This window comes from Bradyrhizobium sp. UFLA06-06, from assembly GCF_054820065.1.
Map to the genome: position 1 here is coordinate 204,583 of NZ_JADFUD010000003.1, position 13,354 is coordinate 217,936.

Annotated in this window: 11 protein-coding genes; 7 read left to right on the top strand and 4 right to left on the bottom strand. The window is 66.0% G+C overall.

Translation table 11 applies throughout. From position 1 onward, the window contains the following. Positions 1 to 71: 71 nt before the first annotated feature. The 6 genes from IF803_RS04140 to IF803_RS04165 all read left to right on the top strand — a co-directional run bounded on the left by IF803_RS04140 (position 72) and on the right by IF803_RS04165 (position 6,565). Positions 72 to 506: a hypothetical protein gene (locus IF803_RS04140; RefSeq protein WP_461191365.1), complete on the top strand. Its 435-nt coding sequence runs from the start codon at positions 72 to 74 to the stop codon at positions 504 to 506. Positions 507 to 939: 433 nt separating this feature from the next. After that, a complete protein-coding gene (locus tag IF803_RS04145; protein WP_411783934.1) occupies positions 940 to 1,146 on the top strand; it encodes a hypothetical protein in 207 nt (68 codons plus the stop codon). Positions 1,147 to 1,163: 17 nt separating this feature from the next. Further along, positions 1,164 to 3,104, top strand: coding sequence for a glycosyltransferase (locus IF803_RS04150; protein WP_411783936.1), 1,941 nt, complete (start codon positions 1,164 to 1,166; stop codon positions 3,102 to 3,104). A 3-nt stretch (positions 3,105 to 3,107) separates the two neighbouring features. Further along, entirely contained in the window at positions 3,108 to 3,848 is a 741-nt protein-coding gene (locus IF803_RS04155; RefSeq protein ID WP_411783937.1) for an ABC transporter ATP-binding protein, read from the top strand. After that, complete coding sequence (locus IF803_RS04160) at positions 3,845 to 5,272, top strand: glycosyltransferase family 4 protein (protein ID WP_411783938.1); 1,428 nt, start codon at positions 3,845 to 3,847, stop codon at positions 5,270 to 5,272. The genes IF803_RS04155 and IF803_RS04160 overlap by 4 nt, the downstream gene beginning before the upstream one ends. A 6-nt stretch (positions 5,273 to 5,278) precedes the next feature. Continuing rightward, positions 5,279 to 6,565: an O-antigen ligase family protein gene (locus IF803_RS04165; RefSeq protein WP_461191366.1), complete on the top strand. Its 1,287-nt coding sequence runs from the start codon at positions 5,279 to 5,281 to the stop codon at positions 6,563 to 6,565. Between the two features lie 184 nt (positions 6,566 to 6,749). Here IF803_RS04165 and IF803_RS04170 read toward each other — a convergent pair whose 3' ends face one another. Next, complete coding sequence (locus IF803_RS04170) at positions 6,750 to 7,985, bottom strand: ABC transporter substrate-binding protein (RefSeq protein ID WP_411783940.1); 1,236 nt, start codon at positions 7,983 to 7,985, stop codon at positions 6,750 to 6,752. A gap of 160 nt (positions 7,986 to 8,145) precedes the next feature. Here IF803_RS04170 and IF803_RS04175 point away from each other — a divergent pair, with 160 nt between their 5' ends. Continuing rightward, positions 8,146 to 10,299, top strand: a complete 2,154-nt coding sequence (locus tag IF803_RS04175) for a carbamoyltransferase C-terminal domain-containing protein (protein ID WP_461191367.1) — start codon at positions 8,146 to 8,148, stop codon at positions 10,297 to 10,299. Here the strand turns inward: IF803_RS04175 and IF803_RS04180 are convergent. From IF803_RS04180 to prfB, 3 genes are all read right to left on the bottom strand, one after another. Then, complete coding sequence (locus IF803_RS04180; protein ID WP_461191368.1) at positions 10,259 to 11,194, bottom strand: DMT family transporter; 936 nt, start codon at positions 11,192 to 11,194, stop codon at positions 10,259 to 10,261. The genes IF803_RS04175 and IF803_RS04180 overlap by 41 nt on opposite strands. Positions 11,195 to 11,278: 84 nt before the next feature. Next, positions 11,279 to 12,148, bottom strand: coding sequence for an NAD(P)-dependent oxidoreductase (locus tag IF803_RS04185; RefSeq protein ID WP_304500079.1), 870 nt, complete (start codon positions 12,146 to 12,148; stop codon positions 11,279 to 11,281). Positions 12,149 to 12,151: 3 nt separating this feature from the next. Continuing rightward, positions 12,152 to 13,283, bottom strand: a protein-coding gene (gene prfB / locus IF803_RS04190) for a peptide chain release factor 2 (protein ID WP_100213632.1) whose coding sequence is annotated in 2 segments (ribosomal slippage) — positions 12,152 to 13,213 and positions 13,215 to 13,283 — 1,131 coding nt in all. Because the reading frame shifts where the segments join, the coding sequence is not laid out codon by codon here. Between the last annotated feature and the right edge of the window lie 71 nt (positions 13,284 to 13,354).

Sequence of the window (13,354 nt, forward strand, 5' to 3'; positions counted from 1 at the left end):
GGACACAGTCCGCGCGCTCGCTAGCGGGTGTCACGGCGCCCGGCACTGCCGCCATCGCCACGGACCGTTCCATGACGTCTGCCCGATTCGACCTTGCGATCGCGGAAGCCTGCCGGATCGCCCAGGTTCCCTTTGACGAGTTCGTGTCGACGGTGATGGCGGGCGGCTATCCCTGCCTGCCGGGCGTTGCGCCCGGATCGCCACGCCGCTTCAACGAAACCGACCTGCTCGCGCTCTACATCTACGGCCGCCTGCTCGCCTTCGGCTTCGGCGGTCTGCGCGCCGGCGAATATGCCTGCCGCGCGCATGCCGGCCTCCGCGCCGAACCTCGCGCGCAATCGATCTCGATTGCGCTGACGTCCGACGGCGGCAAGCGCGTAGTGATCGAGCAGGATCTGCAGCGCCCGGCAGCGGCGATGCTGCCCGAGCGGATTCATTTCGACATCGCAGCGATCAGGCGCCAGCTCCAGCGACCGGCCGAACGCAGCGCCGCCGAGCCGGCCTGACGCTCCGCTAGAGCAAGATGAGATTCGGTCGAATGGCGAGCGCAATGGTGCTGCGCTCCCTCTCCCCGTTCTTACGGGGAGAGGGTTGGGGTGAGGGGCTGTCTCTGCATCTGCGGTGATAGCTGAGTTCGCGGAGACTCACCCGGAACGCATCTGACGATGCGTTCCGACCTCTCCCCGCGCGCGGGGCGAGGTGAAGCGGAGGCCGTCGCTCGATCCACAAGTAGGCTGATGGCGCTTTAGAACCTCCCGCATTTGCTCGCCCGCCCCACGCCATCGCGGCGCGATCGCACCGTCATGCGTTCCGATCCTTCCTCCCAGAAAAGTTGTCCACCGCCATACGTGGGACATAATCCCACATTTTAGTCCGACGCCATTGACGTGTGAAATTTTCCCACGTATCCAGAATCCGTTCAGCAGGGAATCCGACGCAATGTCTCTTCGTTCGGCCCGCGAATCCGGTTCGTTTCACGAATCCGATTCGTTTCACGAATCCGGTCGGTTCGCCGCCACCACATTCCGCTTCACGCCGCAGGTCCCCCGCGGCCCGATCGAGCCGGTGTTTCCGGCGCTGCTGCGCTCGCTGGTGTTCGCCGCCGCGCTGGCGCTGCCGTTCATCGTCGCCCTGTTCGTCGCATGATCCGGTTCGAGCCGCCCATGATTGTCGTCAACGAGCCGGCCCGGCGTCCGTCGGTGCTCCACATCTTCAAGGTCTACTATCCCGACCTGTTCGGCGGCACGCTGACGGTGATCCGCGATATCTGCGCCGGACTGAAGGACACCTTCAACGCCGCCGTGCTGGTCTGCTCGCGCTCCGGCGGCGAGCGGCAGATCGTGGTCAACGACGTTGCGGTCGAGCGCGTGCACTCCTTCGGCGACGTGCTGTCGCTGCCGGCGGCGCCGACCTATCCGTGGCGGCTGTGGCGCCGCATCGCCGAGCACGATCTGCTGGCGCTGCACGCCCCCTTCCCGCTCGCCGACCTCGTCTTCGCATTCGGGCTCGGCCGCACCCGCCCGCTGGTCGTGCACTGGCACGCCGACATCGTCTCGCACGCCGCCTTGCGCTTCCTCGTCGAGCCGATGATGCGGCGAACGCTGCGCCGGGCCGCCGCGATCATCGTCTCCGATCCGGTGCTGATCGAAACCACGCCGCTGCTGCAGGAATTTTCCGACAAGTGCCACGCCGTTCCGTTCGGCGTCGATGTCGCGAAATATGACCGACCGGCCGCACAGGCCGACGACGTCAACGCCCGCGGCCGTCTCGTGCTCGCCTGCGGACGGCTGGTGCCCTACAAGGGTTTTGACGTGCTGGTGCGCGCCGCGCATGCCCGCAATTTCGAGGTCTGGATCGTCGGGGAGGGCCGCGAGCGCGACAACCTCGAGCGGCTGATCCGCGACTACGGCCTGCAGGACCGCGTCCGCCTGCTCGGCTCGGTGTCCGAGAGCGAGCGCGTCAAGCTGATGCGCATCGCCGACGTCTTCGTGATGCCGTCGGTGACCAATGCGGAGACCTTCGGGCTGGCGCAGCTCGAGGCAATGGCCGCGAGCCGGCCCGTCGTCAACACCGCACTCGACACCGGCGTTCCGCATGTCGCCCGCGACGGCCTCGAGGCCATCACGGTACCGCCCGGCGATCCCACCGCGCTTGCCGACGCCATCGAGACGCTGATCAACGATCCCGAGCGCCGCCGCCGCATGGGGCAGGCCGCGCGCCATCGCGCGATGACGAAATACTCAACCGCAGCCTTCAAGGAGGGAGTCGAGACGGTGTATCGCAAGATCGTTACCGAGGAGGCCGCCGCAAAGGACGCGGGGTCGTCAGCCCCAGCCCCGCGTCCCCGAACGGCAGGGCTCGTCGGCGCGATCCAGATCGCGGCAACACTGGCCTGGTCCGACGTGCGTCATCGCTACGTCCGCTCCCTCCTTGGACCCTTCTGGATGTCGATCCAGATGGCGATCATGGTGGCCGTGCTCGGCTCGGTGATCGGCCATCTCTCCAACGCCAGCGCGGTGGCGCGGCTACCGATGCTGGCGGCAAGCCTCACCGCATGGACCTTCCTCAACAGCGTGGTGCTCGACGCGACCACCGCGCTGCAGGGTTCGGCCAGCCTGATCAAGGATCGCGCGCTGCCGCCGGTGATCTTCCTGCTGCAATGTACCCTCCGGCAGGCGCTGTTCGCCGCCCATAACGCGATCGTGCCGCTGCTCCTGTGGCTCGTGCTGACGCCGCGCGATGTCGGCGGCGCCATCGCCGCCCTTCCCGGCCTCGCTCTGTTCGTGGTCTGCACGCTGGGCCTGAGCCTCGTGCTCGGCGCGCTGGCGACGCGTTACCGCGACATCAAGCCGATCATCGAGTCCTCGCTGACGCTGGCCTTCCTGGCCTCGCCGATCATCTGGACATCCGAGATGATCGATCGCGGCTCGACCGTGATGCGGCTCAATCCGCTGACGCATCTGTTCGCGATCTGGCGCGACCCGCTGGCGACCGGTCATGTCGCAACGGCAAGCGTGATCTACGTGCTGGCCTGCCTCGCCGCGCTCGCGGTCGCTGCGATCGTCACCATCACCCATCTGCGCAAAGCGGCATTCTGGATCTAGGGCATGGCAAGCATCCACCTCCGCGACGTTTGCCTCGATTATCCGCTGTACGGCGCCTACGACTTCTCGCTGAAGCGCCGCCTGCTCGGCCGCCTGTTCCGCCAGACCAGCGAGATGCGGACCATCCGCGCGGTCGACAACATCTCGATCGAGGCGAAGGCCGGCGCACGCATCGGTCTCGCCGGTCCGAACGGCTCCGGCAAGTCAACTCTGCTGCGGCTCATTGCCGGCGTGTTCCCGGCGAGCAGCGGCCGCGTCGAGATTTCCGGCAACATCGTGCCGCTGCTCGGCCTCGGTGCCGGCGTCAATCTCGATTTCGTCGCCGCCGACAATATCAGCCTGCTGCTGCGGATCTCGGGACGCAAGCCGACGCCGGCGGTCCTGGACGAGATCTGGGCATTCACCGAATTGGAGGAGCGCATGCAGCGGTTGCCGCTGCGCATGTTCTCGTCGGGCATGCTGATGCGCGTGCTGTTCGCGACCGCGACCGCGTTTCCCGCCGATATCCTGCTGCTCGACGAGTGGCTCAGCGTGGTCGACGAGAATTTCTCGGCCAAGGCCGAGCAGCGGCTGCGCAAGATGGTCGAGACCGCGGCGATCGTGATCATCGCCTCGCACGACCATGCCCTGCTGCGCCGGACCTGCAACAGCATCATCAATCTCGATCACGGCCGCATCGCCAGCACCGCCCCGCTGGATGCGCCCGTCCCGCATCACCTCGAGCTCAGAGAAATCAGCGCATGATAAAGATCCTGGTCGTCAGCGAGGCGCTTGGCGAGCCCAACCACAAGCGCGGCATCTTCCATTTCACCCGTGAATTGATCCGCTCGCTGGCCGGCGACGGACATGCCCTGACCCTCGTCGTGGAGACGACGCGCCGCTACCGGAAGCTGCGCCGCAGGCAGCAGCGGACGCGCCTGCTGCCCGAGGACTCACGGCTGATCGAACTGCTCGCGCTCTATCGTTACCTCGATGAAACCGACATGAACTCGCCGATCATGCGCGGTGGCCTGCGCCACACCGTCGACTGGTTCAAGCACAAGCTCAACGCGGCGACCTCGCTCGAATTCATCATCGCCTTCCTGCGCTCGATTCATCTGCTGCCGACCAGCGTCACGCTGATCGAGAACCGGACCGAGGGCCTCGAATACATTCCGACCGATTTGCGCCATCTCGAGTTGTTCGGCGATTTCCTGCTCGAGCCCGGCTTCTACAGCTATCAGGATACGTCGGCCCTGACCCGGTTGCCGCCGCCGCGGGTCGATGCGCGCGACTACGACGTCATTCTCGTCGACACCCCGACCCGGGTTGCGATCCAGCGCCGCCCGGGCGCGAAGGTGATTTGCGTCGTGCATGACCTGTTACCGATCACCGATCTCAAGCTGGATGACATCGCAACACGCCTGTTCCTGTCGCGCCTTTTCACCAGCGTGAACCAGGCTGACGAGCTCGCCTTCGTCTCGAACTACAGCATGAACCGCTTCCGCGCCCTGCTCCCGCAATATGCGCACATTCCGGCGCGAGTGGTCTATCCGCGGACTCGTTTCGACGTCGCGGAAGCGCCGCTTGCGCCGGTGCCAACCGCGGTCCCGGCACGGCCGAGCTTCGTCGTCATCGTCTCGAACGAGCCCCGCAAGAACCTCGCGGCCGTCATCCGCGCCTTCCGCAAGCTGCCGGAGGCCGATCTCGTCGTGATCGGCTATGCCGGCGGCGCCAACCAGGCGCGCAATCTGCCGAAGAACGTCCGCTTCTCCGGCTATGTCGACGAGCACGAGAAGGCGGCACTGATCGCGGGCGCGCACGGCCTGATCATGCCGAGCCTCGCCGAAGGCTTTGGCGTCCCGATCATCGAGGCATTCGCGGCCAATACTCCCGTGCTGTGCTCCGATATTGCCGTGTTCCGCGAGGTCGCCGGCGAGCTTGCCGACTATTTCGATCCGTTCTCGACCGACTCGATCTGCGCCTCCGTGCGGCGCGTGCTGGCGCAGCAGGAGCAATGGCGCGACCGGATCCGCGCGCGGCGGACCGAGTTGGCCGAGCGCTTCGGCCACCACACCCAGGCGCGCGACCTGCTGTCGCATCGGGCTGCCCCGGACGTCGCGGCCGCCGCCGCGTCGCTCACCGCCGCGATGGCGACCTTCAGCGGTGCAACCGCGCACGGCGTGTGACCCGTCATGAGCACCGATTCCGACGCCATTGGTCTCGCAATCGAAGCGCCAGCACGATGGCGCGATCGCGTCCGCGCCTGGTCCGGCTCGGTCGCCTATCTCCGCGCCACCGATACCCTGATCGCCCTGGCCGCGGCGTCGCTACCCTGGTCGACCACGGCACTCGCCGTCTTCATGCTGCTGTGGCTCGTCGCCGTGATCCCGACCATCGACTGGGAGCAGTTCGTGCTCGACCTCGGGCAACCGGCCTTTGCATTGCCGATCGCGCTGGTCGCACTTGCCGTGATCGGCATGGCGTGGTCGGAGACGAGCTGGGCCGAGCGGCTGCAGGGCATCAAGCCGCTCAGCAAGCTGCTGCTGCTGCCGTTCCTGCTCGGCTATTTCCAGCGCTCGCAGCGCAGGCTCTGGGTGTTCGCCTCCTTCCTGCTGTCGTGCACGCTGCTGATGGTCCTGTCCTGGATGGTGCTGGCGCTGCCGCAGCTCAGGCTCGCGCACACCGCCTCCGACGGCGTGCCGGTCAAGAACTACCTCGACCAGAGCCAGGAATTCGCGCTCTGCGCGTTCGCGCTGGCGCTGCCGGCATTGACGGCGCTGCGGGCCCGGCAATGGCGCATCGCAGCCGGCGCCATCGCGCTGATGCTGCTGTTCGTCGCCAACATGCTCTACGTCGTCTCGGCGCGGACCGCGCTGGTCTACATGCCGGTGCTGTTGATCCTGTTCGCCTCGCTGCATCTGTCGCGGCGCGCCACGCGGCTGCTGTTCGCAGGCGTCGCTGTCATCAGCCTCGTGGTCTGGACCACGTCCCCCTACCTCCGCCAACGCATCGCCGATGTCGGCATCGAGTATCGCGCCCACGACACCTCGGGCATCGCCTCGACCGCGCAGCGCCTGACCTATTGGCGGAAGTCGGTGAAATTCATCGCCGAGGCGCCTTGGCTCGGCCACGGCACCGGCTCGATCAGCCACATGTTCACGCAGGATGCCGTCGGGCAAACCGGCCTTCAGGCCGAGGTGATCAACAACCCGCACAACCAGACCCTCAATGTCGGGGTCCAGTGGGGGCTGATCGGCATCCTGCTGCTCTACGCGATGTGGACCAGCCACGTCAGGCTGTTCGCCGGCCGCGATCTCGCGACCTGGATCGGACTCGCCGTGATCGTGCAGAACATCACGAGCTCGCTGCTCAATTCGCATCTCGCCGATTTTCACGAAGGCTGGATGTACGTGATCGGCGTCGGCGTCGCCGGCGGCATGGCGCTCCGCGCCCGCCGGCCGGAGAGGATTTTGGCGTAGATTTGTGCCTCACGCCGCGCAACACATTCGGTGTCGTCCCGGCGAAAGCCGGGACCCATAACCACAAATGGTCATTGTTGAACGACGCTGGAACGACCAGTCCCGTTTACAACATCCGCCGCGGAGTATGGGTCCCTGCTTTCGCAGGGACGACAGTGGTGTTGCGGCGCGAGCAGCGCCTCCCCTACCGCGACGCCTCGTGCCCGACCTCGCCGGTGATGACGTCGCCGAACAGCTCCCACGCCTCACCGTTGAAGCGCATCAGCTGCATCTGCTCGATGGGGAAGTAGTCGTCGGGGGAGGTGTTGACCATGACACCCGGCAGCATCAGGTCGGAGTGGAAGTTCTTCAGGTTGGCGGCCTGCTTCATCACGTTCTCGCGCGTGAGATTGTCGCCGCACTGCTTCAGCACCTGCATCATCGCCTCGGCCTGGACATAGCCATAGAGGTTGTTGGCGTTGGCCTTGTCGCCGTCGGGGTAATATTTGTCCATGAAGGCGCGCCAGCTTTGCACCGCCGGATCCTTGTCCCAGGTGGGATCGGTCGGGTCCTTCAGATAGGCGGTCGAGATGATGCCCTTGGAGAACTCGAGCCCGGCCGGTTTCAGCACCGAGGCGACCGAGGTCGCGGTGTTGGCGAGGAAGAATTTCGGCTTCCAGCCGAGCTCGCCCACTTTCCGGATCGCCTGCGCCGAGCCCTTCGGCGCCGCCCAGGAGAAGAAGATGTCGGCGCCGGAATCGTGCAGCGCGACGATCTGCGAATCGATCGAGGGATCGGAGACCTCGTACGACTTGTCGGCGACAATCATGCCGACCTTGTCGCCGAGCCCGTCCTTCAGGCCCTTGAACTGATCCTTGCCGGCATCGTCATTCTGCCAGAACACCGCGATCTTGCTGTTAGGGAATTTATCGCGAATGTACTTGGCGTAGATGCGTCCCTCGCTCTGGTAGTTGGGCTGAAAGCCCATCGTCCAGGGGAAGTTCTTGGGGTCGCCGAATTTGGTGCCGCCGGAGGCGACGAACAATTGCGGCACCTTCTTGGCATTCATGTATTTCATGATTGCCGAATTGGAAGGCGTGCCGAGCGGCTGGAAGATCAACAGCACCTCGTCGCTCTCGACCAGCTTGCGCGCCTGCTCGATCGCCTTCGGCGGCGAATAGGCGTCGTCGTAGCTGATGAAGTTGATCTTGCGGCCGTTGATGCCGCCCTGCTCGTTGATCATCTTGAAGAATGCGGCCTCGGTCTTGCCGATCACCCCATAGGACGACGCCGGGCCGCTGTATGGCATGATGTTGCCGATCTTGACTTCGCCATCACTCGCGCCGGGATCGTATTTCTTCTGCGCGGTGGCCGAGGTCGCGATCAGCGCGGCACTTGCGAACGCCGCGATTGCGCCAATATATCCGAAACGAGCCGGCATCGTTTTCTCCCGATTTTTGTCGTTGGTTTTGGCGGCAAGTCTCGCAAGAGACGCATGTGCTGGCAAGCGCTGGGTTTTTCCGTTGGGCGAAACGGCATTGTTGCCTGGCGCTATTTATGATTGAAGGTCGATCTGGGGATCACGAGTCGAGGCGTTCTGATTGCGTAAACCGGACATCCGTACCGGTCCGCGGCATCCGCATCTTGCGGCCGCGGGCTATGAGATCACGCGCCGCCTCAGCGAGTCTGCGTTGGCGAAGCGTGGCCTGCACAAGGCCAATGGCGAGTTCGCGCAGCGCACGATCGCGTCGATCCGCGAAAAGCTGCAGCGCGGCGAGACCGTCTACATCGCCGGCCTCGCCTGCCCCGGCACGCACAATACCGGCGTCGCGCTGGTCGAGGTCACCCAGAAGGACGGACCGCGCCTGATCGTCAACAACGAGGAAGAGCGCTTCTCCGGCAACAAGCACACCAACGAGTTCCCGCAATACGCGCTCGACGACATGCGCAAGGTGTTGCAGCGGATGGGCCGTGACATCGGCGATATCGCCGCCTTCGTCACGACGTGGGACTATCCGGCGCTGCTGGCGATGCTGATCCGCACCTCGCTCGAGGAAGCGCCGGCCAGCCTCAAATTGCTGCGCGCCCCGATCGCACCGGCAATCAATCTGCGTCAGCTGGATCAGGTGCGGCGGCTGTCGCGCCGGCTCGGCAGGATGTACGGGCTCGACAAGCAATTGCCGCTGATCTGCATGCCGCATCACGACAATCACGCCTGGTACTCGTTCACCGCCTCGCCGTTCGCCGATACGCGCGAGCCCGTTGCGATCGCGGTGCTCGACGGCACCGGCGACGTCGGCTCGATCTCGCTCTATGTCGCCGAGAACGGCGAGATGAAGCAGCTCTATTGCAATGAGAGCCTGTTCGACTCGCTCGGTGCTTTCTACACGGTGATCTCATCCAGCCAGGGCGGCTGGACCTGGCTCTCCAGCGAGGGCCGCTACATGGGCGCCGCCGCCTGGGGCGACATGAACCGCGCCACCAATCCGTATTATCAGCGCCTGAAGGCGGTGCTGCAGTTCGGGCCCAATGGCAGCGTTCAGCTCAATCGCGCGATGGCCAATTGGTACGCCGATCCTGCCGACAATCCCTATCATCAGCCGCTGATCGACATTCTCGGCCCGCCGCTGCGCCCCGACCAGCTCTGGAATCCCGACGCCGTGCTGCGCGTCGAGGACATCAATCACCGCCCCGACACCAAGGACCGCGTCGACAAGGCGGCCGCGACGCAATTGGTGTTCGAGGACGCGATGATCCATGTCATCGACCATCTCCTGCGCGCCACCGGCACCGACCGCCTGGTGCTGACCGGGGGCGTCGCGCTGAACGCGCTCGGCAACATGCGCCTGCTCGAGCATTTCGACGAAGCGTGGTTCGAACGGGCGCAGCAGCGCAAGACGCGGCTGCATATGTGGGTGCCGCCGGTGCCCGGCGATCCCGGCGTGCCGATTGGCGCGGCCTGGCTGTTCGCGCATATGGCGGGCGCGCCGCGCGGCGCGCCGCTATCGCACGCATTCTATTGCGGCCTGCCGTCGTCGAACGCCGACATCACGACGGCGCTGCAAGCCGACGACGTTGCCTCGACAGAGATCGGCAATGTGGCGACGTCAGAGGGCCGCGACGCGGTTGCCGACCTGATGGCGTCCATGGTCGCGCAAGGCGGTGTGATCGCGATCTATCAGGGCGCCGCCGAAACCGGCCCGCGCGCGCTCGGCCACCGCTCGATCCTCGCCAATCCCTGCGACCCCGAGGTGCGCGAGCGGCTCAACGAGCGCGTCAAGTATCGCGAGGCGATCCGGCCGCTGGCGCCGATGGCGACGCTAGAGGCCGCGCGCGCCTATTTCGAGCTCGAAGACGGCGCCTCCGACGCCGACTACAACGCCTACAACTACATGGTCCTCACGGCGCATTCGAAGCCGGAGGCGCGGGCGAAGATTCCGGCGGTGGTGCATGCCGACGGCACCGGCCGCATCCAGATCGTGCGCGAGGCCGACGATCCCCTCACCCATGCCTATCTGAAGGCGCTCGGCCGTCATATCGGCGTCGAGATGTCGGTCAACACCTCGTTCAACGTCGCAGGTCCGATCGCGCAGACGCCGGCGCAGGCGATGGACACGCTGCGCCGCTCCAAGGGACTCGATGCCGTGGTGCTGGTGGCCGACGACGGCACCGCCTATGCCGCCTGGCACGGCGGCGAGCGCGACAGCGGACGCTTCAGCGGATGGTATGCGGCGTGGAAGCAGGCGCGCGGCTGAACCAGGCCAGCACGCGGCCGTCGATCAGCAGCAGCGCGCTCGCGATCACCAGCGCGCCGATCACCTCGCGCAGCGCGATCGGCTCGCCGAGCACGAGATATCCGAGCAGCATCGCGGTGACCGGAATCAGCAGCGTCACCAGCATCACATTGGTCGCGCCGGAACGCCGCAGGATCTGAAAGAACACGATATAGGCCAGCGCCGTCGACAACGCCGCGAGCCCGAGCACGGCGAGCCATGTCGTTGCTTGGGGCATCGGCAGCAGCCACGGCCGATCGACGACGGCGGCGATGGGCGCCATCAGCACCGCCGAGGCGATCATCTGGAACGTCGCCGTCCCCAGCGGCGGCACCCGCTGCGGCAGCCGCCGCCCGACCAGCGCCGCGATGCCGTAGCTGAAGGCGCCGGCGAGGCACAGCAGGATGCCGATGCCTTGCCGGCTCTCGAAGCCGAGCGCATCGCCGTGCAGGATCGCAACCCCGATCAGCCCGGCCAGGACGCCCGCCACGCGGCGCGCCTGCAGCCGCTCCTCGCCGGCCGCCGCCATCACGACCACCGCGAACAGCGGCGTCGTCGCGTTGAGGATCGAGGCCAGCCCGCTCGGAATATAGGTCTGCCCGAACACGATCAGCGCGAACGGCAGCACATTGTTGAACAGCCCCATCGCGACGAACGGCGCCCAGCCGGACAGGCCGCGCGGGAATTCGATTCTGGCGGTCCGCAGCAGCGGCAGCAGGATGATCGTGCCGAGCACGACGCGCAGCAGCACCAGGGTCAGCGGCGGCAATTCGCGCAGGATCACGCCGTTGAAGAAGAACGAGCCGCCCCACAGCACCGACAGCAGGACGAGCAGCCCCCAGTCGCGACGATCGATGCGGTTGTCGGCGGAAGGCATGTTGGGCGCTCACCTGCGGTCGGACAGGTGACTAGCGCGGCGCCGCGAATATTCCCACCCGATTTCCGAGAATGGCGGCCCCGCCTATTTCGGCCGCGACACGATCTCGATCATCTGGCCCTCGTCGGCGTCGGGCGCATGGGCCTTCGCCTTGTCGTAGGCGGCGAGCGCGGCGCGGCTGACAGGCACACCGGGCAGCAGGGTCTCGGCGAGCCGCACGGCGTAGTCGGCATCCTTGTGGCGCAGCGCCGCGGTAAACGATGCGCCGGAGAAGTTGCGGTCGATCATTCGCTTGCTGTGGCGGATCACCTGTGGGCTTGCCACCGCGCCGGTCGCCAGCGCCTCGGCCACCAATTGCATGTCGAGGCCGGCCTGCTCGGCGATCGCCACGCCTTCGGCGAGGCTTGCGATCTGCACCGCGCCGATCAGGTTGTTGATCAGCTTGAACACGGTGCCGGTGCCGACCGGGCCGAAATGCCGGATCGTGCTGCCGATCGGCGCAAGATAAGGCTGCGCGCGTTCGAGATCGGCGGGATCAGCGCCCACCAGCAGCGTCAGCTTGCCGGCGGCCGCCGCCTCCGGCAGTCCGGTGACCGGACAATCGATGTAGATCAGGCCGCGGCTGTTGAGCTCGCGCGCCATCTCGAGCGTGTGCTGGTAGGAGACCGTGGAGCATTCGATCGCGAGCGTACCGGCCTTCATGTTGGCGGCAGCGCCGTCCTTGGTCAGCCAGACCGCGCGCGAAGCCTCGTCGTCGGCGACCATGGTCACGACAGCATCGGCATCGATCGCGGCATCCTCCGGCGAGGTTGCCCAGAGCGCGCCGCGAGCGATCAGGTCCGCGGCCTTGGCCTTGCTGCGATTCCACACCGCGACCGTGAAGCCGGCATCGAGGTAACGGCCGGCCATGCCCTGGCCCATGCGTCCCAATCCGATGAAAGCGACGCGCGGCATGGGCTAATCCACATCCTCGACGGAGCCGGGCCCGGTGCCGAAGGCACGCTGCGCCAAGGTCGCCGCCATGAATTCATCGAGGTCGCCATCGAGCACCCCCGACGTGTCGGAGGTCTGCACACCGGTGCGCAGGTCCTTCACCATCTGATAGGGCTGCAACACGTAGGAGCGGATCTGGTGACCCCAGCCGATGTCGGTCTTGGCGGCCTGATCGGCGGCGGCCTGCTCCTCGCGCTTCTTCAGCTCGATCTCGTAGAGCCGCGCGCGCAGCATGTCCCAGGCCTGCGCCCGGTTCTTGTGCTGGGAGCGGCCGGCCTGGCAGACCACCGCGATGCCGGTCGGGATGTGCGTCAGGCGCACCGCCGACTCGGTCTTGTTGACGTGCTGACCGCCGGCGCCGCCCGACCGCATGGTGTCGGTGCGAACATCGGACTCCTTGATCTCGATCTTGATGCTGTCGTCGATCACGGGGAAGATCTGCACCGACGAGAACGACGTGTGCCGCCGCGCGTTGGAATCGAACGGCGAGATGCGCACCAGGCGATGCACGCCGGCCTCGGTCTTCAACCAGCCATAGGCATTGTGGCCGGAAATCTGGATGGTGGCTGACTTGATGCCGGCCTCTTCGCCCTGGGACTCTTCGAGGAACTCGATCTTGAAGCCGTGCTTCTCCGCCCAGCGCGTGTACATGCGCAGCAGCATCTGCGCCCAGTCCTGGCTCTCGGTGCCGCCGGCGCCGGCATGGACTTCGAGGTAGGAATCGAACTTGTCGGCCTCGCCCGACAGCAGCGCCTCCAGCTCGCGCCGGGCGACCTCCTTCTTGAGGTCCTTGAGCGCCTTCTCGGCCTCAGTGACCACGCCCTCATCGTTCTCGGCCTCGCCGAGCTCGATCATGCCGATATTGTCCTCGAGCTCGCGCTCGACCTTGCCGATGCCCGAGAGCGCATCCTCCAGTGAGGTGCGCTCCTGCATCAGCCGCTGGGCCTTCTGGGGATCGTTCCAGAGATTGGAGTCTTCTGCGAGCTTGTTCAGCTCAGCGAGGCGTGCCGTCGATTGTTCGACGTCAAAGATGCCTCCTCAGCAGCCCGACTGACTGCTTGATCTCTTCAACAAGGCGTTCGATTTCCGCGCGCATGGTCTTTCAGGTGTTGGCTAAAAAGGTTCCGGGGGATGTAGCGACCGGCGCGGCAAAGCGCAATCGGCTTG